21 protein-coding genes are annotated in these 23,003 nt (G+C 64.0%); 12 read left to right on the top strand and 9 right to left on the bottom strand.

Going from position 1 to position 23,003, the window contains the following annotated elements; all coding sequences use genetic code 11:
- The first annotated feature begins 2 nt into the window (after positions 1-2).
- Positions 3-1,076 (top strand): NAD(P)/FAD-dependent oxidoreductase, encoded by a 1,074-nt coding sequence (locus tag ABVQ20_RS18780; RefSeq protein WP_354460994.1) that lies wholly within the window; start codon positions 3-5, stop codon positions 1,074-1,076.
- Here the strand turns inward: ABVQ20_RS18780 and ABVQ20_RS18785 are convergent.
- The 3 genes from ABVQ20_RS18785 to ABVQ20_RS18795 all read right to left on the bottom strand — a co-directional run bounded on the left by ABVQ20_RS18785 (position 1,070) and on the right by ABVQ20_RS18795 (position 3,704).
- Entirely contained in the window at positions 1,070-2,437 is a 1,368-nt protein-coding gene (locus tag ABVQ20_RS18785) for an amidase (RefSeq protein WP_354460995.1), read from the bottom strand. The two genes, ABVQ20_RS18780 and ABVQ20_RS18785, sit on opposite strands and share 7 nt — an antisense overlap.
- Positions 2,438-2,640: 203 nt before the next feature.
- Entirely contained in the window at positions 2,641-3,441 is an 801-nt protein-coding gene (locus ABVQ20_RS18790; protein WP_354460996.1) for a class II glutamine amidotransferase, read from the bottom strand.
- 14 nt (positions 3,442-3,455) lie between these two features.
- A complete protein-coding gene (locus tag ABVQ20_RS18795) occupies positions 3,456-3,704 on the bottom strand; it encodes a DUF6356 family protein (RefSeq protein WP_227349258.1) in 249 nt (82 codons plus the stop codon).
- 114 nt (positions 3,705-3,818) lie between these two features.
- On the opposite strand from ABVQ20_RS18795, the gene ABVQ20_RS18800 reads away from it, so the two are divergent.
- The 5 genes from ABVQ20_RS18800 (at position 3,819) to ABVQ20_RS18820 (ending at position 7,617) form a co-directional block, all read left to right on the top strand.
- A complete protein-coding gene (locus ABVQ20_RS18800; RefSeq protein ID WP_354460997.1) occupies positions 3,819-4,289 on the top strand; it encodes an Lrp/AsnC family transcriptional regulator in 471 nt (156 codons plus the stop codon).
- Between the two features lie 229 nt (positions 4,290-4,518).
- On the top strand, positions 4,519-5,004 hold the full coding sequence (dut, locus tag ABVQ20_RS18805) for a dUTP diphosphatase (RefSeq protein ID WP_354460999.1): 486 nt from the start codon (positions 4,519-4,521) through the stop codon (positions 5,002-5,004).
- Positions 5,004-5,663: an HAD family hydrolase gene (locus tag ABVQ20_RS18810; protein ID WP_354461000.1), complete on the top strand. Its 660-nt coding sequence runs from the start codon at positions 5,004-5,006 to the stop codon at positions 5,661-5,663. Before dut ends, ABVQ20_RS18810 begins: the two co-directional genes overlap by 1 nt.
- A 155-nt stretch (positions 5,664-5,818) precedes the next feature.
- Positions 5,819-6,622, top strand: coding sequence for an isocitrate lyase/PEP mutase family protein (locus ABVQ20_RS18815; protein ID WP_354461001.1), 804 nt, complete (start codon positions 5,819-5,821; stop codon positions 6,620-6,622).
- Positions 6,619-7,617, top strand: coding sequence for a proline racemase family protein (locus tag ABVQ20_RS18820; protein ID WP_354461002.1), 999 nt, complete (start codon positions 6,619-6,621; stop codon positions 7,615-7,617). Before ABVQ20_RS18815 ends, ABVQ20_RS18820 begins: the two co-directional genes overlap by 4 nt.
- Positions 7,618-7,665: 48 nt before the next feature.
- Here the strand turns inward: ABVQ20_RS18820 and ABVQ20_RS18825 are convergent, their stop codons facing one another.
- Positions 7,666-8,361, bottom strand: coding sequence for a sulfate transporter family protein (locus tag ABVQ20_RS18825; RefSeq protein ID WP_354461003.1), 696 nt, complete (start codon positions 8,359-8,361; stop codon positions 7,666-7,668).
- A 73-nt stretch (positions 8,362-8,434) separates the two neighbouring features.
- Positions 8,435-9,337, bottom strand: coding sequence for a DMT family transporter (locus ABVQ20_RS18830; protein ID WP_354461004.1), 903 nt, complete (start codon positions 9,335-9,337; stop codon positions 8,435-8,437).
- A 232-nt stretch (positions 9,338-9,569) separates the two neighbouring features.
- Here ABVQ20_RS18830 and ABVQ20_RS18835 point away from each other — a divergent pair, with 232 nt between their 5' ends.
- Both ABVQ20_RS18835 and ABVQ20_RS18840 read left to right on the top strand, forming a co-directional pair.
- A complete protein-coding gene (locus ABVQ20_RS18835) occupies positions 9,570-10,562 on the top strand; it encodes an adenosine kinase (RefSeq protein WP_354461005.1) in 993 nt (330 codons plus the stop codon).
- Between the two features lie 426 nt (positions 10,563-10,988).
- Positions 10,989-11,699 (top strand): antitoxin Xre/MbcA/ParS-like domain-containing protein, encoded by a 711-nt coding sequence (locus tag ABVQ20_RS18840; RefSeq protein WP_354461006.1) that lies wholly within the window; start codon positions 10,989-10,991, stop codon positions 11,697-11,699.
- 15 nt (positions 11,700-11,714) lie between these two features.
- Here the strand turns inward: ABVQ20_RS18840 and ABVQ20_RS18845 are convergent, their stop codons facing one another.
- Positions 11,715-13,994, bottom strand: coding sequence for an NADP-dependent malic enzyme (locus ABVQ20_RS18845; protein WP_354461007.1), 2,280 nt, complete (start codon positions 13,992-13,994; stop codon positions 11,715-11,717).
- A 213-nt stretch (positions 13,995-14,207) separates the two neighbouring features.
- Between ABVQ20_RS18845 and mutS the strand changes: the two genes are divergently transcribed.
- The 3 genes from mutS to ABVQ20_RS18860 all read left to right on the top strand — a co-directional run bounded on the left by mutS (position 14,208) and on the right by ABVQ20_RS18860 (position 18,073).
- The gene (gene mutS, locus ABVQ20_RS18850) at positions 14,208-16,940 is read left to right on the top strand and encodes a DNA mismatch repair protein MutS (protein ID WP_354461008.1); all 2,733 of its coding nucleotides are present in this window, start codon (positions 14,208-14,210) and stop codon (positions 16,938-16,940) included.
- Between the two features lie 100 nt (positions 16,941-17,040).
- Positions 17,041-17,505 (top strand): nuclear transport factor 2 family protein, encoded by a 465-nt coding sequence (locus tag ABVQ20_RS18855; RefSeq protein ID WP_354461009.1) that lies wholly within the window; start codon positions 17,041-17,043, stop codon positions 17,503-17,505.
- Positions 17,506-17,512: 7 nt separating this feature from the next.
- A complete protein-coding gene (locus ABVQ20_RS18860; protein WP_354461010.1) occupies positions 17,513-18,073 on the top strand; it encodes a TetR/AcrR family transcriptional regulator in 561 nt (186 codons plus the stop codon).
- Here the strand turns inward: ABVQ20_RS18860 and ABVQ20_RS18865 are convergent.
- The 3 genes from ABVQ20_RS18865 to ABVQ20_RS18875 form a co-directional block, all read right to left on the bottom strand.
- Positions 18,070-18,954 (bottom strand): aldo/keto reductase, encoded by an 885-nt coding sequence (locus ABVQ20_RS18865; protein WP_354462212.1) that lies wholly within the window; start codon positions 18,952-18,954, stop codon positions 18,070-18,072. The two genes, ABVQ20_RS18860 and ABVQ20_RS18865, sit on opposite strands and share 4 nt — an antisense overlap.
- A gap of 63 nt (positions 18,955-19,017) precedes the next feature.
- Positions 19,018-19,410, bottom strand: a complete 393-nt coding sequence (gene copM, locus ABVQ20_RS18870; protein WP_354461011.1) for a CopM family metallochaperone — start codon at positions 19,408-19,410, stop codon at positions 19,018-19,020.
- A 44-nt stretch (positions 19,411-19,454) separates the two neighbouring features.
- Complete coding sequence (locus tag ABVQ20_RS18875; protein ID WP_354461012.1) at positions 19,455-21,965, bottom strand: heavy metal translocating P-type ATPase; 2,511 nt, start codon at positions 21,963-21,965, stop codon at positions 19,455-19,457.
- Positions 21,966-22,151: 186 nt separating this feature from the next.
- Between ABVQ20_RS18875 and ABVQ20_RS18880 the strand changes: the two genes are divergently transcribed.
- Positions 22,152-23,003 (top strand): glycosyltransferase family 25 protein, encoded by an 852-nt coding sequence (locus tag ABVQ20_RS18880; RefSeq protein WP_354461013.1) that lies wholly within the window; start codon positions 22,152-22,154, stop codon positions 23,001-23,003.

Below are 23,003 nucleotides of genomic sequence, written 5' to 3' on the forward strand. Positions count from 1 at the left end.
GCATGAGCGCGGTCAAGCAAGTTGTGGTCATCGGCGCCGGCATCATCGGCGCCTCCGTCGCCTGGCACCTGGCCAAGGCTGGCGCACGGGTGACGGTGATTGCAGAGAGCGCCGTCGGCGGGGTCGCGACACCGAATTCCTTTGCCTGGATCAATGCCAGCTGGGGCAACCCGGAACCCTATTTCCGGCTACGCACCCGCGCCATGGCCGAATGGACGCGGCTGGCAAAAGACGTTCCCGCCATCCCCCTCGCCTGGTGCGGTGGCCTGTGCTGGGACCTGCCGGCGGACCGGCTCGAAGCCTACGCGGCGGAGCATTCCGCCTGGGGCTACGGCATCGAGCGGGTTGGCCGAGAGCAGGTGGCGCGCATCGAGCCCAATCTCACCGAGCTTCCTGATTTCGCGCTTCATGTTGCCGAGGAAGGCGTGGCCGAACCCGTGGCCACCGCGAAGGTGCTGCTGGCGGATGCGGAACAGGGTGGCGCGAAAATCATGACCGGAACCGTCACCGCTTTGGTGCTTTCCAACGGCAAGGTCGCCGGCGTGGAAATTTCCGGCCAACGGATTGTCGCCGACGAGGTGGTGATCGCGGCCGGCGCCGGCGCTCCGGCGATCGCAGCCACCGCCGGCATCAAGCTGCCGATCGAGACGCCACCAGGTCTGATTGTCCACTCGCGGCCCTACAAGAAGCTGCTCAACGGGCTGGTGCACGCCGAGAAGCTGCATATGCGCCAGACGGCCGAGGGCCGCATCATCGCCGGCTCGGATTTCGCCGGCGGCAATCCGGGCGATGACCCTGAAGCCACTGGGCGCGAATTGTTCGCGGTCATGAAGGCAGCGTTACGCGACGGCGACGGGCTGGAGCTGGATTTCCACACGGTTGGCTATCGTCCGACACCGATCGACGGCTTTCCGATCATCGGCCGCACCGAGGGTGTCGGCGGCCTCTATGTCGCGGTCATGCATTCCGGGATCACCCTGGCGCCGGCCGTCGGCCTGTTCGCCGCCCAGGAAATCCTCGACGGCAAGCGCGACCCGCTGCTTGCCCCGTACGGCCTGTCGCGCTTCGCTCAATAGCCCGGCGGGCGGCGAAAGCCGCCGGCCAATGGCTCGATCGCCCTGGCGATGCAGAGCAGCCACGACTCCGACCAGCGTTTGCCGACCAGTTGCAGGCCGATCGGCAGGCCGTCGCTGTCCAGCCCGCACGGCAGCGCAAGCGCGGGATGGCCGCTGTAGTTGAAGACAGCGCCATAGGCTGGAAGCATCCAATAGCTCTGCTTCTTGCCGTCGACCTTGATCGATGTGCCCGGCTCACAATGTGGAAAGGCCGTGGTCATGGCGACCGGGCAGAGCAGCGCATCCCAGCTTTCGAAGAATTGATCCCAGGCGAGAATGGATCTGTCGCGGCGGGCAAGTGCCTCGAACCAGCGCGACACCGGCGTCGGTTCCTCCGGTGGCTGCGCGGCCTCCATCATCATGCCGATCAGCGCGCCGCCCTGCTCCAGATCGTCGTGTAGATCGAGCTTGGGCAATTTCGCTTCCTCGACGATGGCGCCGGCCGATCGCAACTGCGTTGCCAGATTTTCGACCGCGGCACTGATGCCGCCGGCCACGGGAAATCCGGGAAAGGACGACGCGAAGGCGATGCGCAATGTCCTGAGGTCGAGCTTCGGCATGTCCTCGACTGGTACCGGCGCAAGATCGGTATCGCGTCCGTCCGGCCCGGCGATGATCCTGTAGATGAGCGAAAGGTCTTCCACGCTGCGCGCCAGCGGGCCGAGGCAGGACATCAGCCGCACGCTGCGCGCGGCACTTCCCGGATCGGGGAAGGCGCCGGCTAGCGAGACACGGTGCTCGGTCGGCTTGAGGCCATGGACGCCGCAGAAAGCGGCCGGCAGGCGGATCGAATCCTGCATGTCGGTGCCGACGTCGAACGGCGTCATGCCAGCACAAACAGCCGCCGCCGCGCCGCCGCTGGAGCCGCCCGCGGTGCGCTGGAGGTTCCAGGGATTGCCGGTGCGGCCGAACAGCGGGTTGTTCGACTGCCAGTCGCCTAGCATAGTCGCGACATTGGTCTTGGCCGCCAGCACGCCGCCGGCTGCCTTCAGCCGGGCAACTACCGGGCTGTCCTGCCTGGCGACATAATCGGCGAAGGGCGGGAAGCCGACGGTGGTCTTCATGCCCGCGGTCTCATGCGTGTCCTTCAGCGTGAAGGGCACGCCATGCAGCGGTCCAAGCGTCTCGCCGCGCGCCAGTGCCGCGTCGGCCTTCTTCGCGCGCTCGCGGGCCCCTTCCCTGTCGAGCGAAATGACGGCGTTGACCGCGTCATTGCGGCTGTCGATCTGCGCCAGATGCGCGTCGAGCGCTTCTACAGCGGAGATTTTGCGGTTGGCGATCGCGGCAGCCAGTTCGACGGTTGAGGAAAAGACGATGTCCATGATCAATGCTCCGGCTCGGCCGCGCGTGTCGATTGACATGGAGGATTGCACCGCGGCTTCAAGCCAAGTTCAGCATTTGAAGCTCGGCGGCGCTTGATCGGAATTGCGCCTTTGAGGTCGACGCTCTACGGCGCGCGCCTCTGTCCTGCCGGACAGGGGGCGCGAAGGAACGCGACGTTGCCGCATATTGGAAAGCTGAAGGCCTACCCAGCCAGGGCCAGCTTCGCCGTGACCGGGGCAAAGGGATGAATGGTGATGCCGTCCAGGGTCATGGTGACGAAGCTCGATGGCGGGACCGCCTGCCAGTCGCCGCCGTCGCGATCGAAGGGTTCGGATACGATGCAACGGCCGCCGCCCTTGCCGAAAGTGGAGGTGTAGAGCGTCGGCGCATGATCGTCGGTGGCGTAGCGAACCGCGTAGAGCGCCTGGCCGTCCGAAAAGGCGGCGGTAAGTTTCAAAGCCGGCTCAAGACCGGCGCGGCGCGAGGCATCCAGCACGCGGCTAGTGGCACGGGATATGGCGCCTTGAGGGTCATCAGACAGGCCCTCGTCTATCATCAGGAGAAAAAACAGCTCGGAGTCGGTAGTGCCTTCGCGATGGTCGAAAACCGCGTCGGACAGCGAATTCTCCAGTGCGCGGCGGATCTTTTCGAAGCCGCCGATCTGGCCGTTGTGCATGAACGACCAGCGGTCGAAAATGAAGGGATGGCAGTTCATGCGGCTGGTGGCGCCGCCTGTCGAGGCGCGGACATGGGCCAGGAACAGACGGGATTTGATCTGCCGGCACAAGCTCTTCAGATTGGGGTCGGACCAGGCGGGAAGGATGTCGCGATAGAGACCGGGCTCCGGCCGGTCGCCATACCAGGCAAGACCGAAACCGTCGCCATTGGTCGGCGACTTCGCTTCCTGGGCACAATGGCTCTGGGCGATCAGCGAATGGCAGGGCGCCGTGACGATGTCTTCGAGAAAGACCGCTTCACCGAGATAGGCCGCCCACCGGCACATCGCTTTGTCGTCCTCTAGGCACGATCCATCAGAGCCGCCGGCTCCTTGGTCGCGTGCGAGCCTCTGTTGTGCGTCCGCTCGTAGAGTTCGCGAACGATTCGGCTGGCGGTAGTCTCAAACAAAAATGGCAAGAAAGCATGAACAATCGCAGCGCACGCCGCCATGAACAGTCTCGACGAGAACCAGGCGGCAAAGGCCATGTGGCCGAAATAGGTTTCGCCGACCTTGGCCGGATGAGAGGTGAAAATCCTTGCGACCGACATGTTCGTCCCCTTCAGCGTTTGACGTTCCCGATATGAGTATCCTGACACGCTTCGCCGGTTCATCGGTCTCAAAATGTCCTTGTATTTGGCCATCCCATGGGACAAACATCCCACATGGTGCCAGAAATTGACGAGATCGACCGAAAATTGCTGACTGAATTGCAGCGCGACGGCTCGCTTTCGGTCGACCAGCTGTCCGAAAAAGTCGCCCTGTCGCGCAACGCCTGCTGGCGGCGGGTCAAGCGACTGGAGGAAGCTGGCGTCATCACCGGACGCGTGGCGCTGGTCGATGCAGAGAAGCTCGGGCTTGGCCTTTCGGTGTTCATCCTGATCCGGACGTCCAACCACGATCCGGACTGGCTGCAGAAATTCCGCGCAGCGGTGACCGGCTTTCCAGAGATCACCGGCGTCTATCGCATGTCCGGGGATCTCGACTATGTGCTGCGCGCCCGCGTCGCCGACGTGAAAGCCTATGACCGGCTCTATCAGCGGCTGATCGCCAAGGTGGCGCTGTCGGATGTTTCCGCCTCCTTCGTGATGGAGGAGATCAAGGAGACCACGGTCGTTCCGATGGAACTGCGCTGAGGTATGTCGATATTCAGGTGATGCCGGCCTGCAAACGACGGGTTTCTGCGCTTCCGGTGCTCACGGACCGAATGTCCGCTCCGCTCCGGTTCTCGAAACCCACCGTTTTCGACTCGGCCTGACCTGAATCTCAACACACCTCAGGTCATAGTGATGCCTGAAAGAAAGGCGTTGATAGCATTGCGGTCGAGTTGACCGAATCGAAGTTCGCGCCGATAGGATCGATTTTATGCGCGCATCCATCCAAACTTCCTCCGTCATTGGTCCAACCGTTGGCTTCGTCAGGTTGCCTCACGGTGAGGGCCTGCCCCTCCCCGCCTATGAAAGCACCGGCGCCGCCGGCATGGACCTGCGTGCGGCGGTGCCGGACGACCGGCCATTGCTGATCCTGCCGGGAAAACGGGCGCTGGTGCCGACCGGGCTGATCCTGGAAATTCCCGAAGGCATGGAAGGCCAGGTGCGGCCGCGCTCCGGCCTTGCCTTCAAGCATGGCCTTACCGTCCTCAATACGCCCGGTACGATCGACAGCGACTATCGCGGCGAGGTGAAGGTGCTGCTGGTCAACCTCGGCGACGAGGATTTCGCGGTGACACGCGGCATGCGGATCGCGCAGATCGTCTTTGCGTCGGTGACCCAGGCGACCGTCGAGGAGCGCTCATTGGCCGGCGGCACGGCACGCGGCTCCGGCGGGTTCGGTTCGACCGGCACGGCCTGATGAACACACCCAAGCTGGTTATCTTCGATTGCGACGGTGTTCTGGTCGACACCGAGAACCTCGCCAATCGACGCCTGGCCGAATGGCTGACCACTGCGGGTTTTCCGACGAGCTTCGAATATTGCCGCAAGCATTTTTCCGGCCGCAGCATGGTCTCCGTGCAAAAGGAGATCGAAGCGCAGACCGAGGTCAGGCTCGGCGCCGATTTCGTCGAGCGCTGGAATGCCGGCCTGCCCGACCTGTTCGCGCACGGGGTCGAAGCCATCCCCCATGTTCGCGAATTCGTCGAAGCGGTGCGCGCCGCTGGCATCGCCTATTGCGTCGCCACCTCGGCGCGGGTTTCGAAAATGCACATCACGCTTGGCCAGACCGGGCTGTTGCCGCTGTTCGAACACGCGCTGTTCAGTGCCACCATGGTCGGACGCGGCAAGCCGTTTCCCGATCTCTTCCTGCATGCTGCCGAAACGATGGGGTTCGCGCCCGCCGATTGCATCGTCATCGAGGACAGCGTCGCCGGCACGCAAGCGGGCGTTGCCGCCGGCATGCGGGTGTTTTCCTACCACGGCGATCCGTATACCGACCGCGACGGACTGGTTGAAGCCGGCGGCGTGCTGTTCGACGACATGCGCGAATTGGCCGGACTGGTGCCGATCCACTGACCTGATCAGCTTTTATCTGCCCGAGGTTTCCGAACAGCTGAATAGAATGGCAGGAGAGAACGCGAAATGCTTCTGCGCCAATCGCATTCGTTTGCCCAGCGCACGACGGCGCGATAAAACCCTTTCCATCACTCAGCACATGATGGGAAGCTTCCATGGACAAGGGCAAGACCTTTCGTGACCTGCATGCCTCGACCTTCGTCATGCCCAATCCGTGGGATATCGGCACCACGAAGCTGCTTGGCTCTTTCGGCTTCAAGGCGCTGGCGACGACCAGCGCCGGCTTTGCCTTTTCGCGCGGCCTGCCCGATGGCGCGGTAACGTTCGAGGCGATGATCCACCACTGCCGCGAGGTGACGGCAGCCACCAGCCTGCCGGTTTCCGCCGATCTGGAACGCGGCAAGGGCGACAGCGCGACAAGTGCCGCGGAAACCATCTTCGCCGCCGAGGCGGCTGGCCTTGCCGGCTGTTCGATTGAAGACCATGGCGACGACCCAGACAAGCCGATCTATGATTTCTCGCATGCGGTCGAGCGTGTCGCCGCTGCCGCTGAAGCGGCGCGGGCGCTGAAACGCGATTTCGTCTTCACCGCGCGGGCCGAGAATTTTCTGTGGGGCAGGCCCGACATCGACGACACGATCAAGCGCCTGCAGGCCTTCGAGAAGGCGGGTGCCGATGTGCTTTACGCACCGGGTATCAGCGACATCGAAATCGTGCGGACCATCTGTTCGGCGGTGACCAGGCCGGTGAATGTCATGGCACGGCCGGGTTTCACGATCGCCGATCTGGCCCAGGCGGGCGTCAAGCGCATCTCGCTCGGGCCATGGCTCACCAATTTCACCTTCGGCATGCTGGAGACGGCGTCGCGCGAAATCCAGCAGGACGGCACCTTCGGCTTCACCCGCGCCGCCATGCCTTTCGGCAAGCTGCAGGAACTGTTTGCAAAGTCCAACGCATGACACTCACCGTCGTCGACATGCACACAGGTGGCGAACCGCTGCGGATCGTCACTGGCGGCTATCCGGACATCCCCAGGGGCACGATCCTGGAAAAGCGCGCCTATGTGCGAGACCATCTCGACCGTATCAGAAAGATCCTGATCTTCGAGCCGCGCGGACACTACGACATGTATGGCGCGCTGCTGGTCGAACCCGATCTTCCCGGCGCCGACCTTGCCGTGCTGTTCATGCACAATGAGGGCTATTCCACCATGTGCGGCCACGCCATCATCGCGCTCGGCCGCTACGCCGTCGACGAGGGGCTGGTGGCGAAGCAGGAGCCGGTGACTACGGTCAAGATCGAGGCGCCGTGCGGGCTGATCGTCGCTTCGGTGGAGATCAAGGACGGCAAGGCGGGCGCGGTGTCGTTCGAAAGCGTGCCGGCTTTTCTGTTCGCCCACGGCCAGACGGTCGATCTGCCGGGCTTCGGTCCGATCGGTTTCGACGTCGCCTATGGCGGCGCCTTCTACGCCCTGGCCGATTGTCACCAGTTCGGGCTGGAGTTCGGCCGCGACCGCGTGCGTGACTTCGTCGACGCGGCGACGGCGCTGACCGAAAAGTTGAAGGCGGAATTCCCGCTGTCACACCCCGACCATTCCGAGCTTGCCTTCCTCTACGGCACCATCCTGACCGACGGCCGGGACGCGTTTTCCGACGAGCCGACGAAGAACATCTGTGTCTTCGCCGAAGCCGAGGTCGATCGTTCGCCGACAGGCTCAGGTGTGACGGCGCGGTTGGCGGCAATGCACGCCAAGGGCGAGATCGGCATCGGGCAGACACGGACGTTCGAAAGCATCGCGGGTTCGCGCTTTTCCGGCGCCGTGGCACGAACGACGCGCACCGGTCCGCACGATGCAATCACCGCCCGCGTCGGCGGCCGCGCTTATTATTCCGGACGGGCCGAATTCATCGTCGAAGCCGATGACGAGCTCGGGCGTGGATTTCTCCTGCGATAAGTCGGCGCCGCGGGATAAGCAGCGGGCAGAGATTGAGCCGATACCGCCTCAGGCCGTTTCCCGTGCGGAGATCGTCTTGTGCAGGTGCACCATCATGGCGGCGGCAAAAAGCGGCGTCAGCAGGTTGAGCAGCGGCACGGCAAGACAGGTGGCGATGAGCAGGCCGGCGAGAAACACCGTGCCGGCATATTTCCGGCGCAGCGCCCTCGCCTCGTCCTCGGGGCGAAAGCGCATGGCGGCGAATTCGAAGAACTCGCGCCCGAGCAGATAGCCGTTGACGATAAAGAAGGCAGCGATGTTGATGCCGGGCACCAGCAGAAGCAGCAGCGCCACGATGTTGGCGAGGATGACGACACCGAAGAACCTCATGGCCAGCACGAGCGAGCGGAGCGCAGGCATGGCGCGGCCGGGCGGGTCGTTGGGATAGTCGGTGCGCTCGACCACCTCGGCGATGTCGTCGAGGAACAGGCCGGCGACAACAGCCGTCACCGGCGCGATGAGCAGCGCCATGCCGAGCGCAAGGCCGATGCCGGCGATGATGACGCCGAGCCATCCGGCCCAGGCCGGCAGTCCAGGCAGGAACACGTAGAGCCACGGCAAGGCCAGCCATTCTACGAGGCTCGTCAGGCCGAACCACATCGCCACCAGCGCCAGCAGGGTCAGCCCCAGCGTCTTCAGGAACACCGAACGGAATTCAGGCAGGAAAAGCTGGCTGGCGGCGGCACGGGCGGCGTCGAGGATCACGGCGTTTTTTCAACCTGTGTCGGAGGAGACGTCTCCGAGATAGGCAGCGCCAGCCGCGAGCGCAACCTTGCTACTAGCGTGCGAGCGCCGGCTTGCGAACGGGAATGGTCATCGCCGCGACGCCGGCTATGACAAAACCCATCCCCAGCCATGCCGTCGAACCAAGGCTTTCGCCAAGGAAGATGGCGCCGATGCCGACGCCGATCGGCACGCGCAGATAGGCTTGCGAGGTGGTGCCGACGGAGCCCAGCGTGTGGATGAGGCGGAAATAGATGACGAAGGCCAGCGCGGTCGAAAACACCGACAGGCCGAGCAGCGCAAGGATCGAAGCGGTCGACGGCGCCAGCGTCCATGGCTGGTCGACCGCGAGGCTCAAGGGCACGAGCATGACGGCGCCGCAAAGCATCGAACCGGCGGCCGGGAGCATCGGATCGAGGCCCTTGAAGCCGCGCCCGAAAATGGCGGCACCCGCATAGCTTATCGTCGCCGCGACGATGGCAAGCTGCGCCCACAATTGGTGACCGATGCCGCTGAGCGCTTGGGTGCCGACGATCAGGCATATTCCGGCTATGCCGGCGCCGACGCCGATCAGCTTGCGCATGGTCACAGGCTCATGGCGGGTGATGAGGGCGGTGAGCAGGAAGGTGAAGATCGGCGAAGTCGCATTGAGGATCGTGGCGAGGCCGGCGTCAACCGAGCGCTCGGCAGCGGCGACCAGGGTGAAGGGCACGACACTGTTGAGACAGGCCTGGAAGACGAAGCGGCGCCAGGTCTCCGCATCGCGGGGCATGGCGAGCCCGCGCCAGCGGATGATCGCCACGAGGATGGCGCCGGCGATCAAGGTTCTGGCGGCGATCAGCGTTATCGGCGGGATCGTCTCGACGCCGATCTTGATGAATGTGTAGGAGGCGCCCCAAAGCACCGCCAGCACGAGCAGCAGTGCGAGGTCGGTGGTCGTATCGTTCTTTGCGGGCATGGCGGGGCCTTCGGACAATCATCAATCATCAAGTATGCCGTGTTGTAGGCAACGCCGGGGTGGAATGCTTCTACCACGGTCGAATAATCATGACGCCTCACCCGGCATGCGTGCCTGGACACTGGATCGATTCCGATTTTCGGGATCAGCGCTAGGCAAACCCATTCCAAATCGCTAGACCCGCGCCCGGCCGGCGTGGCAGAAAGCCGGCGGGTTCTTGGCGGAGACATTGATGCCGGATTATGACGTGCTTTGCATCGGCAATGCGATTGTCGACATCATCGCCCAGTGCGACGAGGCATTCCTCGAAACCAATGGCATCATCAAGGGCGCGATGAACCTCATCGACACCCGACGCGCCGAACTGCTCTACAGCCGCATGGGTCCGGCGATCGAGGCCTCCGGCGGCAGCGCGGGCAACACGGCGGCGGGCGTCGCCAGTTTTGGTGGCCGCGCCGCCTTCTTCGGCAAGGTTTCCAGCGATCCGCTCGGCGAAATCTACGCGCACGACATCCACGCACAGGGCGTCGCCTTCGACACCAAGCCGCTCAATGGCGAGCCGCCGACGGCGCGCTCGATGATCTTCGTGACGCCGGACGGCGAGCGCTCGATGAACACCTATCTCGGAGCCTGCGTCGAGCTCGGACCGGAAGACGTCGAGGCCGACAAGGCGTCGGGCGCCAAGGTCACCTATTTCGAGGGCTATCTGTGGGATCCGCCGCGCGCCAAGGAAGCGATCCGGCAGACAGCCAAGCTTGCCCACGCCGCCGGCCGCGAAGTGTCGATGACACTGTCGGACTCATTCTGTGTCGACCGCTATCGCGACGAGTTCCTCGAGCTGATGCGCTCGGGTACCGTCGACATCGTCTTCGCCAACAGCCACGAGATCAAATCGCTGTACCAGACCTCGTCCTTCGAGGAAGCGCTGGCGCAGATCCGGAAGGATTGCAAGATCGCCGCCGTGACGCGCTCGGAAAAGGGCTCGGTGATCGTGCGCGGCGACGAGACCGTCACCATCAAGGCGACGGCGATAAGGGAACTGGTCGACACCACCGGCGCCGGCGACCTCTACGCCGCGGGCTTCCTGCATGGCTACACACAGGGCCGCGACCTGCAAGCCTGCGGCGACCTCGGCTCGCTGGCCGCCGGACTGGTGATCCAGCAGATTGGGCCAAGGCCAAGGCAAAATCTGCGCCACGAGGCCGAACGGGCGGGATTGCTGTAAGGCATCCCCTGCTCTTCCCGTTTGAGGTGAGACGCGCTCCGCCAGGTCAATGAGATACCAATCTCCGGCCTTTCGAGCTTCGAACGGTGAAGGCGCATCGCTGTCACGGTTCGTCGGCTTTTCTTCGTGTCTCGGCGAGCGATCAATTGGTTTCGGAACCATCGGTTCGCCGTCGTGTGTCTGTCACACATGGCACCTACACGCGACTGATGCTCGTGGCGCGTAGACTGACATGCGCGCCGCGAGCCGATGGCCCGGGGGTGTCCGGCCGTAGTGTCGTGGGGTGAATATGCGAAATATTGATCGCGCGTTTGTGCGCATCGGTAGCAATTGCGCTTGCCGATCATCTGGATAGGCATTCTTCCCCTATAGGCGTTCGGCCGTATCAGCACTCCTGCAACGCGTGGCGGCTTGCAAGGATAATGCATGACCAAATTTCAAAACAGTTCGGATGAAATCCGACACCATGAATTCGCAACCGTCGTAGCAAAGGAAGTCGAGCGCTTGCTGGCTCAGCGCAATGAGGCTGTTGACGCGCATATCCTGGCCACTGCCAGCAGGATCGCCGGCAGCGTCGCCGCGGCCGTGACGTCGCTTTCGCCCAGACATCAACGTGCCATCGACGCCATCCAGGGCGACCTGGCCGGCCTGGCGTCGAAGTTCGTTCGAACGCTCGCCGTCGAAGCCACGCGCCGCAGCGAGGCGAAGATCGCCGGCATGGAGCAGGCCCCGACCGTGCCCCCGGTTCTTATCGAAGGGCCTGCCCAGCCGGCCCAGCGCGACGATTTCGAATCGATGCTTATCGAAGACTGGGCGGGCCGCGTCGCCGGATCGACCTACCTGGAAGAGAACCTGCACATTGCACGGTCGACCTTGCACCGTTGGCAAAAGCGCAATGATGTCGTTGCCCTGAGAACGGGCGGCCGCAAGCATGTGTTCCCGCTCGCGCAGTTCATCGATGGCAGGCCGATCGCGGGCATAAGCGACGTGCAGTCCGCCATCACAAACCCCAGGCTTGCCTGGTTCTGGCTGACACGCCAGTCGACGCATCTCGAGGGTCGTATTCCCCTCGATATGCTCAGACAGGATCTGGTCGAAGAGGTGGCCGCAGCCGCCCGTGCGTTTTCGGGGGGCTGAGCTCAGTCGCCCCCCTCAAGCGCCCGCCGTATACGCCGCGATCGCCGCCATGTTGACGATGTCGGAATCCTTGGCATTCAACGAAACGATCTGGACCGGCTTGTTCAAGCCGACCAGCAGCGGGCCGATGACGGTGGAGCCGCCGAGTTCCTGCAGCATCTTGGTCGAGATCGAGGCCGAGTGGAAGGCCGGCATGATCAGCACATTGGCCGGGCCGGTCAGGCGGATGAACGGATATTGCGCCATGGCGCGCGCGTTGAGCGCGACGTCGGCTGCCATCTCGCCGTCATATTCGAAATCGACGCGGCGCTTGTCGAGGATGCGCACCGCCTCCTGCACACGCTCCGAGCGTTCGCCCTGCGGATGGCCGAAGGTGGAATAGGCGAGCATGGCAAGCCTCGGCTCATAGCCCATGCGACGGGCGAAGCCTGCCGCTTCCTCGGCGATGTCAGCGATCTGCTCCGCGTTGGGCATGTCGTGGACGGCGGTATCGGCGACGAGAACAGTCTTGCCACGCGCCAGCACGATGGACACGCCGATGACGCGGTGGCCGGGCTTGGCGTCGATGACGCGGCGGATGTCGTCGAGCGCGGTCGAATAGTTTCGGGTCACACCCGTGACGATGCCGTCGGCGTCGCCCAGCGCCACCATGCAGGCGGCGAAATGATTGCGGTCGTTGTTGATCAGGCGCTGGCAGTCGCGAAACAGGAAGCCTTTGCGCTGCATGCGCTCATAGAGATAGTCGGTGTAGATGCCGTTGCGGCGCGACAGCCTGGCGTTGATGATCTCGATGCCTTGCTTGTTCAAGTCGATGCCGGCGTGCTTGGCGTTCTCCTTGATGACATCGTCGCGGCCGAGCAGGATGGCGGTACCGAGCCGCTGGTTCACATAGGAAACGGCCGCGCGCATCACCTGCTCCTCCTCGCCCTCGGCGAAGACGATGCGCTTGGGCTGGCGGCGGACGCGGTCGTAGATGCGCTGCAGGGTGGACGCGATCGGGTCGCGGCGCGCGGACAGTTCCTGCGCGTAGCGGTCGAGGTCGAGGATCGGCTTGCGGGCGACGCCGGACTCCATCGCGGCCTTGGCCACGGCAAGCGGGATGGCCGAGATCAGGCGCGGGTCGAACGGCACCGGGATGATGTAGTTGGGGCCGAATTTCGGCCGGTTGCCCTGATAGGCGGCGGCGACATCGTCAGGCACGTCCTTGCGCGCCAGTTCGGCGAGCGCCCTGGCCGCGGCGATCTTCATGTCGTCATTGATGGTGGTCGCCCGCACGTCCAGCGCGCCGCGGAAGATGTAGGGGAAGCCGAGCACATTGTTGACCTGGTTCGGATAGTCCGAACGCCCGGTCGCCATGATGGCGTCGGTGCGGATCTCCGCCACTTCCTCTGGGGTGATCTCCGGGTCGGGATTGGCCATGGCGAAGATGATCGGGTTCCTGGCCATCGACTGCACCATGGCGGTGGTCAGCGCGCCCTTGGCCGAAAGGCCGAGGAAGACGTCGGCGCCGTCGAGTGCCTCGGCCAGCGAGCGCGCTTCGGTCTTGACCGCATGCGCCGATTTCCACTGGTTCATGCCTTCGGTGCGGCCCTGGAAGACGACGCCCTTGGTGTCGCACAGGATGATGTTTTCGGGCGCAAAGCCCATCGCCTTCATCAGCTCGATGCAGGCAATGCCAGCGGCGCCGGCGCCGTTGCAAACCATTTTCGTCGTCTTCATGTCGCGGCCGGTGATCTCCAGCGCGTTGATCAGGCCGGCGGCGGAGATGATGGCGGTGCCGTGCTGGTCGTCGTGGAAGACGGGGATGTCCATCAGCTCGCGCAGGCGCTGCTCGATGATGAAGCATTCCGGCGCCTTGATGTCCTCCAGGTTGATGCCGCCAAAGGACGGCCCAAGGAAGCGCACGCAGTTGATGAACTCGTCGGCGTCCTCGGTGTCGACCTCGAGATCGATGGAATCGACATCGGCGAAGCGCTTGAACAGCACCGCCTTGCCCTCCATCACCGGCTTGGAAGCCAGCGCACCGAGATTGCCGAGGCCGAGGATGGCCGTGCCGTTGGAGATGACGGCGACCATGTTGCCGCGCGTCGTGTAGTCGAAGGCGCGGCTCGGGTCCTCGGCAATGGCAAGCACGGGAACCGCGACGCCCGGCGAATAGGCGAGGCTCAGGTCACGCTGCGTCGCCATCGGTTTCGTCGCGACGACCTCCAGCTTGCCAGGACGGCCCATGGCGTGGAACTCCAGCGCTTCCTGCGCGCTGACGGACGGACCGCTGTTTTCGGTTTTCCTGGCCATGATGCTTTTGATTTCCTCACCAATGCAGCACCTCCTTGAAGCGGGTGCCTTGTGTTGTTTTGAATTAAGACCACGCGCCGCCGCGTGTAAACCGCCGGCGTTCGGGAATCGCGGTTCGTGATGATGATTGCCGACCCCGACCGTCCCAGTCGTCCCCTGTTTTTCGAAGCTCCGGCATTAAACCGCGCGTTCACATCTGCTAGCCTGCCGCACATGAACATGCACAACCCGAACGAGCCCGACGCCCCCGAGGCGATGACGCCTTCGCCGATCGCCACTGCCGCCGTCACGCCGATGATGGAGCAGTTCATCGAGATCAAGGCGGCGAACCCGGATTCGCTGCTGTTCTATCGCATGGGCGATTTCTACGAATTGTTCTTCGACGACGCCGAGAAGGCGAGCCGGGCGCTGGGCATTGTGCTGACCAAGCGTGGCAAGCACCAGGGACACGACATCCCGATGTGCGGCGTGCCGGTGCATGCCGCCGACGACTATCTGCAGAAGCTGATCGGTCAGGGTTTCCGCGTGGCCGTGTGCGAACAGATCGAGGATCCGGCCGAGGCCAAGAAGCGCGGCTCAAAATCGGTGGTGCGCCGCGATGTCGTGCGGCTGGTGACGCCGGGCACCATCACCGAGGACAAATTGCTGGCGCCGTCGGAATCGAGTTTCCTGATGGCGCTGGGAAGGGTGAAGGGCGGCGCGGAGCACAGCTTCGCGATTGCCTGGATCGAGATATCGACCGGCACCTTCCGCGTCGCCGAGACCACCGCCGACCGGCTGCTGGCCGATGTCTTCCGCGTCGATCCACGCGAACTGATCGTCGCCGAACCGGTGTTTTATGATCCTGAGCTGAAGCCTATCTTCGACGTGCTCGGCCGTGTCGCCAGCCCGCAGCCGCCTTCGCTGTTCGATTCGGCCTCGGCGACGGGGCGCATCGCCCGCTTCTTCGAGGTGGCGACGCCGGACAGTTTTGGCGCGTTTTCCCGCGCCGAACTGTCGGCGATCTCGGGTGCCATCGCCTATGTCGAGAAGACACAGAAGGCCGAACGCCCGCCACTGTCGCGGCCCGAGCGTGAGGAGCAGGGATCGACCCTGTTCATCGATCCGGCGACGCGCGCCAATCTGGAATTGCTGCGCACTTTGTCGGGCAGCCGCGAAGGGTCGCTGTTCAAGGCGATCGACCGCACGGTGACCGGCGGCGGCGCACGCCTTTTGGCGGACCGGCTGATGGCGCCGCTGACCGACCCGGCGGCGATCACGGCGCGGCTCGATTCGGTGTCGTTCTTCCGATCCGAGACCCGTCTATGCCAGGTGGTTCGGGCGAGCCTGAAGAGCGTCGCCGACATGCCGCGTGCTCTGTCCCGGCTGGCGCTCAACCGTGGCGGCCCGCGCGATCTTGGCGCGTTGCGCGCCGGGTTCGAGGCGGCCGAGGCGATCGCCGGAATTTTCGCAGCAACCGCCTTGCCCGGGGAATTGGCGGCGGCGCTTGAAGCGATCAAGGCGCTGCCGCGCCCGCTGTCGGCGCATCTCACGCAAGCGCTCGGCGAAGAGTTGCCCTTGCTCAAGCGCGACGGCGGCTTCATCCGTGGCGGCTATCATGGCGAACTCGACGAGATGCGGGCGCTGCGCGACGAGTCGCGAAAAGTGATCGCCGGGCTGGAACGCTCGCTGATCGACGAGACCGGCATTCGCTCGCTGAAAATCCGGCACAACAATGTGCTCGGCTACTACATCGAGGTGACGGCCAACCATCACGCGATCATGACCGGCAGCGACGGCGCGAAGGCCCGCTTCATCCATCGGCAGACCATGGCCAACGCCATGCGTTTCACGACCACGGAACTGGCGGAGCTGGAAACAAAGATCGCCAACGCCGCCGACCGCGCGCTGAGCATCGAACTTGCGGCCTTCGACACGCTGACAGCGGAGGCCGTCGGCGAAGCGCAGAAGATCCGCGCCGGGGCCGAGGCGCTGTCCGTGCTCGATGTCTCTGCGGCACTTGCCCTGCTCAGCGAAAGTGAAGCCTGGTGCCGGCCGATCGTCGATGGCGGACTCGCCTTCGAGATTTCGGGGGGACGCCATCCGGTGGTCGAACAGGCGCTGCGGCGCTCGGGCGAAGGCCCGTTCGTCGCCAATGACTGCGACCTGTCGCCGGAGGGTGGCGCCAAGAACGGCGCCATCTGGCTGCTGACCGGCCCCAACATGGGCGGTAAGTCGACGTTTCTGCGGCAGAATGCGCTGATTGCGATCCTTGCCCAGACCGGCTCGTTCGTGCCGGCGTCATCAGCCCATATCGGCGTCGTCGACCGGCTGTTCTCACGCGTCGGCGCATCCGACGATCTGGCGCGCGGGCGCTCGACCTTCATGGTCGAGATGGTCGAGACCGCGGCTATCCTCAACCAGGCCGGCGAACGAGCCCTGGTGATCCTCGACGAGATCGGCCGTGGCACAGCGACCTTCGACGGCCTGTCGATCGCCTGGGCGGCAGTGGAATATCTGCACGAAAAGAACCGCTGCCGGGCGATCTTCGCCACCCATTTCCACGAAATGACGTCGCTGGCGGGAAAACTGCCGCGACTGCACAACGTCACCATGCGGGTGAAGGAATGGGAGGGCGACGTCGTCTTCCTGCATGAGGTCGGCAAGGGCGCCGCCGACCGGTCCTACGGCGTGCAGGTGGCGCGACTGGCGGGCCTGCCGGAAGCGGTGGTCGGCCGGGCCAAGGAAGTGCTGCACCAACTGGAGGAAGGCGAGGTTTCCGGCAAGGCCAACCGGCTTGTCGACGACCTGCCGCTGTTTTCCGTGGCGCTGAAGCGGGAAGCGCCAAAGCCGGTCAAGAACGATGCCCTGGGCGCGGCACTCGGCGAGATCAACCCCGATGAGATGACGCCCCGCGAGGCGCTGGACGCACTGTATCGGCTGAAGGGGCTGGCGAGCAAACCGTAGCGACGCTCTGCCAGGGTCTGCGGCAATCGGCCTTGACGTCATTGTACTGATCGGTACAATGCCTCCCATCTGGCCGTGTCGCGGCCTTTGGGAGAACGCCATGAGCCGTCCGCCGCTGCCGCCCTTCACGCTAGAGACTGCCGCGCAGAAGGCGCGCATGGCCGAGGACGCCTGGAACAGCCGCGATCCGGAACGCGTTTCGCTCGCCTATACCGAGGACAGCGTGTGGCGCAATCGCTCGGAGTTCATCACTGGCCGGCCCGAAATTGTCCGGTTTCTGGCGCGCAAATGGGCGCGCGAGCTCGACTACCGACTGATCAAGGAGGTTTGGGCCTGGCACGACAACCGCATCGCGGTGCGCTTTGCCTATGAGTGGCGCGATGACAGCGGCCACTGGTTCCGCTCCTACGGCAACGAGAACTGGGAATTCGACGCCGCCGGCCTGATGCGCCGGCGGCTGGCTAGCATCAACGACCTGCCGATCAACGAGGGCGAGCGCAAATATCATTGGCCGCTCGGCCGCCGGCCCGACGATCATCCCGGCCTTTCCGAACTCGGATTGTAGGAGCCACGTGCGCAGGATCGCGCCCGACCGCGACAGCCTCGTGGCTGTTGTGGCCGAAGTCTTCCGCAAGCATGGCTATGAAGGCGCCAGCCTGTCGCTGATCGGCGAGGCGACGGGTCTGGGCAAGGGAAGCCTCTATCATTTCTTCCCCGGCGGGAAGGAGGAGATGGCGGCTGACGTCATCTCCCATATCGACGGCTGGTTCGAAGCGAACGTCTTTATGCCCTTGCAGGACAAGCACGACCCTCGGGCAGGCATCGAGCGGATGCTTGAAGCGACCGACAGCTATTTCCAGTCCGGGCGCCGTGTGTGCCTGATCGGCGCCTTCGCGCTGGACGACGCCCGCAATCATTTCGCCAGGCAGATCGGAAGCTATTTCGGCCGTTGGGTCATGCATCTGACCGAGGCGTTGAAACGGGCCGGGCACAGCCAGCCAGAAGCGATCGCACTTGCCGAAGAGACGGTTGCCGTCATCCAGGGTGCACTCACCCTTGCCCGTGCCTTCGACGACACGGCGGTCTTTTCGCGCGCGCTGCAACGAGCCAGGGCGAAGCTGGACGCCGGCTAGATCATCTCCAGGCCGCGCTTGCGCGTCGGCGGCGGGAAGGCGCGATCAAGCTCGGCGATATCCTCGCTAGTAAGCTCTATGTCGAGCGCGGTGACATTCTGGCGAACGTGTTCCTGACTGCTGGCCTTGGGAATGGCGATGACGCCGTCCCCGCGCATCACCCAGGCGAGCGCGACCTGCGCCGGGGTCACATTATGGCGGCTGGCGATGGCCTGCAGCTTGGCGCTGCGCGCCAATGCGCCCTGCTCGACCGGCGAATAGGCCATCAGCGGGATGCCGCGCTGCCGGCCCCAGGGCATGAGGTCGAATTCGGGACCGCGCCGGGACAGATTGTAGAGCACCTGGTTGGTCTGCACATTGCCGCCGGCCGGCAGGCGGGCCAGTTCCTCCATGTCGTCGGTGTCGAAATTGCTGACACCCCAGTGACGGATCTTTCCGGCCTTGCGCAACGCCTCCAGGGCCTCGACCGTTTCGGCCAGCGGGACGCCGCCACGCCAGTGCAGCAGATAGAGATCGATGCGGTCGGTGCGCATGCGCTTCAAGCTTTTCTCGCATGCCAGCGGCACGCCCGAGCGCGATGCGTTGGATGGCAACACCTTGGACACGAGGAAGACTTCGTCGCGACGCCCGGCAATGGCCTCAGCCACCACCTCCTCGGCGCCGCCGCTCGCATACATTTCGGCGGTGTCGATCAGCGTGATGCCAAGGTCGAGGCCGAGCTTAAGGGCATTGACCTCGTCGGGACGGTGTCGGGCATCCTCGCCCATCTTCCAGGTCCCCTGGCCGAGTACCTGAACGGCTTCACCGGAGGGCAGCGTGGTTGTTCTTATCACAGATGGACATGGGGGCTCCCGGCGTGGCGCGATCGATGCTGAAGGCATCATAGACATCGGCGGAAATCCGGAAAGCGTCTTCCCGGATTTCTGCCGCGCGCAGCAGCCGCGCTACTTCACCGGATGGGCGGCGAGCCAATCCTGCATCTGCTTGATCTCGGCTTCCTGCGCGGCGATGACCGCTTCGGCCAGTTTGCGAATTTCCGGATCCTTGCCGTTGGCAAGCTCGACCTTGGCCATGTCGACCGCGGCCTGGTGGTGCGGGATCATGCCGCGGACGAAATCGACGTCGGCGTTGCCCGAATATTCCACCGCCATCATGTCGGTGTGCATCTTGTCCATGGCCGCCTTGTAGCCGTCGGTCGAAGGGCTTGCCGCGCTCATGGCCATCGCGCTCATGTCGTGTTTCATCTCCTCGGATTGAGCAGGGACGCTTTCGAGGAAGACGGCAAGCAGCATTCCCGCCGCCATCAGCAACAGCACGAGTTTTTTAGCGAAGGTCATTCATGGTCTCCTGTTGATTGGGATTTCGTATTTGGGGGTTGGGATTACAATTTCAACGTCCGCAACCGCAAAGCGTTGGCGATGACCGAAACCGAGGAGAGACTCATCGCCGCAGCCGCCAGCATTGGCGACAAAAGCGTGCCGGTAAGCGGATAGAGCACACCGGCGGCGACGGGCACGCCAAGCACGTTGTAGAGGAAGGCGAAGAACAGGTTCTGGCGAATGTTGCCGATCGTCGCCTGGGCGAGCGTGCGAGCCCGGACGATGCCGTTGAGATCGCCCTTGACCAGCGTGATGCCCGCGCTCTCCACTGCGACATCAGCGCCGGTGCCCATGGCGATGCCGACATCGGCGGCGGCAAGTGCGGGCGCATCGTTGACGCCGTCGCCGGCCATGGCGACGCCGGCACCCCTGGCGCGCAGCTCCTCGACGAGGGCCGCCTTCTGTTCCGGCATCAACCCAGCGCGCACTTCATCGATGCCGAGCCGCTTGGCGATGGCCTTCGCCGTGCGCTCGTTGTCGCCGGTCGCCATGATGATCCTGAGGCCACGCTCATGCAGTGCCTTGATCGCTTCGACCGTGGTTGCCTTGATGGGATCGGCAACGGCAACGATGCCGGCCAGCTTCTTGTCGACAGCGACGAACATCGCCGTCTTGCCGTCGGCCTGAAGCGCGCCTGCCCGCTCGGCGAGCACTGCGATATCGATGCCGAGATCGGCCATCATGGCAGCATTGCCAAGCGCGACATTCTTTCCCGACACCGTGCCGGAAACACCCTTGCCGGTTGTCGCCTCGAAATCGCTGGCATCGGCGATACTGGCGCCGCGTTCGCGGGCACCGTCGACGATGGCTTCGGCCAGTGGATGCTCTGACCCTTTTTCCAGGCTAGCGGCGAGCGCCAGAAGAACATTTTCCGCCATGCCTTCGACAGAAACGACATCCGTCAGCCGCGGGCGGCCTTCGGTCAGCGTGCCGGTCTTGTCGACGATCAGCGTGTCGACCGAGGCAAACCGCTCGAGCGCGGCCGCCTCCTTGATCAGCACGCCGGCATGCGCGCCGCGCCCGGTCGCCGTCATGATCGACATCGGCGTCGCCAGCCCGAGCGCGCATGGGCAGGCGATGATCAGCACCGAAACCGCCGAGACGATGGCGAAGATCAGGCTGGGCGCGGGGCCGAACATCGCCCAGGCTGCAAATGCAGCGAGCGCGATCAGCACGACAGCGGGGACGAAGTAGAAAGACACGCGGTCGGCCAGCCCCTGGATCGGCGCGCGCGAACGCTGCGCCTTGGCGACGAGCTCGACGATGCGCGCCAGCGTGGTCTCGGCGCCGATCTTCTCGGCACGCATGATCAGCGAACCGTTCTTGTTGAGCGTGCCGCCGGTAAGGGCGTCGCCTTGTGTCTTTTCGACCGGCAGCGGCTCGCCGGTGATCATCGATTCGTCGATCGAAGAGCGGCCCTCCAGCACGCTGCCATCGACGGGCACCGCGTCGCCGGGGCGGATCCTCAGCCGGTCGCCGGCCTTGACCGCGTCGAGCGGAACATCCTTTTCGGAACCGTCCTCGCCGATCAGCCGCGCTGTCTTGGGCGCGAGGTCGAGCAGCGCACGGATGGCCGAGCCGGTCTTCTCACGGGCACGAAGTTCCAGCACCTGGCCGAGGAACACCAGCGCGACGATGACAGCCGCCGCCTCGAAATAGACCGGCACCTTGCCGCCATGGCCGCGGAACTGATGCGGAAAGATGTCCGGAAACAGGGTAGCGACGACGCTGTAGAGATAGGCCGTACCGACGCCGAGTGAAATCAGCGTCCACATGTTGGGGCTGCGGTTGAGGACGGACTCCCAGCCGCGATGGAAGAAGGGAATTGCCGCCCACAGCACCACTGGGCTCGCCAGCGCCAATTCCACCCACACCAGCACGCGCTCATCAATGAGGTTTGCAAAGGACGGGCCGAGCATCGGCCCCATCGCAACGACCAGCAATGGCACGGACAGAACCGCGCTGACCCAGAACCGCCGGGTAAAATCGACCAATTCGGGATTAGGACCCTCATCGCCGGTGGGCACGCCCATCGGCTCCAGCGCCATGCCGCATTTCGGGCAGGATCCCGGCTTGTCGCGGATCACTTCCGGATGCATCGGACAGGTGTATTGCGTGCCCTTGGGCATCGGCTGGGGCGCGGGCCTGCCGCCCAGGTATTTCAGCGGCTCCGCCTCGAATTTCGCCATGCAGCCGGCCGAGCAGAAATAGAAGCTGTGGCCTTCATGGTTCAGAAAATGCTTGGCGGCGGCACGGTCGACGCTCATGCCACAGACAGGATCGGTGGCCGTCAGGTATTTTTCCGGCTCCGCCACGAATTTCGAATGGCAGCGCTCGCTGCAGAAATGGAAGACATGGCCGCCATGTTCGGCGGTCGGCTTGCCCGACGCTGGATCGACCGTCATGCCACAGACCGGATCGCGCAAGACGGCATCGCCAGCGGGCGGAGCCGCCTTCGCGGAACAGCAGCTGCCATGCGCGTGCGTGTGATGATCATGATCGGAATGCGTCATCGGAAAATGCCTTTATGTCTCAATCTCGATCCGAAGGTAGTGCTTCCAGCAACTGGAAGGTCAAGGGCTGATTTCTCGCCTTTTTTGCATCCTGGCGAGCGACAACGAGTTCGAGCAGAAGAACCACGCGCAATCGCAACGCTGTGCTCTTGACGCCGTCGCCCAAGGCTGCATCGATCCGAGCTGATGAAATGCCTGCTTATCAACCTCGACCGATCCAAGGACCGGCTCGCCCACATGACAGCCGAATTTGCCCGGCTTGGGGTGGCATTCGAGCGCATGGCGGCGATCGACGGAAGGGATCGGCCAGACTTCGATGCCATCCCGATGTACGCCAATCGCGTGATCAAGCTGCGTCTGACCGGCTCCGAGATCGGCTGCCTCCTCAGCCACAGGGCCTGCTGGGAAATCATCGCGCGGGGAGATGATCCTTACGGAGCGATTTTCGAGGACGATGTCGTCTTTTCGGAACAGGCAGGCGCTCTGCTGACCAGTTCCGACTGGATCCCCGCCGATGCCGGCATCGTCAAGCTGGAGACGTTTTTCAGTAAAACCATTATCGGCCGGAAACGTATTTCGCTCGGCCAGGGCCTTTCAGTGTCCAGGCTGTATGGACTTCATATCGGCACGGGTGGCTACGTCATATCAAGACAATCTGCGCGCGACCTTGTCGAGGGAACGCATGAGATCGGCATTCCTGTCGACCAGGTCATGTTCAACCCCAATCTCGCGACATCGTCCCAGAACATCATCTACCAGTCCGTTCCAGCAATTTGCGTGCAGGATCAGTTCCTCGGCGACAAGGCCGTCGGATTGCCGAGCCTGATCAAGGATCAACGCATGGATCTGTTGCTTGCCAACGGCCTTCTGGAGCGGCGCAAGCCCAGGTTGGCGAAGAAGATCGGCATCGAAATCAGGCGGCTGGCGAGGCAGATCGCCAATTTCTGCCGCCTCCGACAGGCGAAGGTCATCCCGTTCGATTACCACGGTGAGCATTTCCGCCCGCCTCGTACCCAGCGCCGTGAGAACGCGGTATAG

The sequence above is a fragment of the Mesorhizobium shangrilense genome, from assembly GCF_040537815.1.
Classification (GTDB): Bacteria; Pseudomonadota; Alphaproteobacteria; order Rhizobiales; family Rhizobiaceae; genus Mesorhizobium; species Mesorhizobium shangrilense.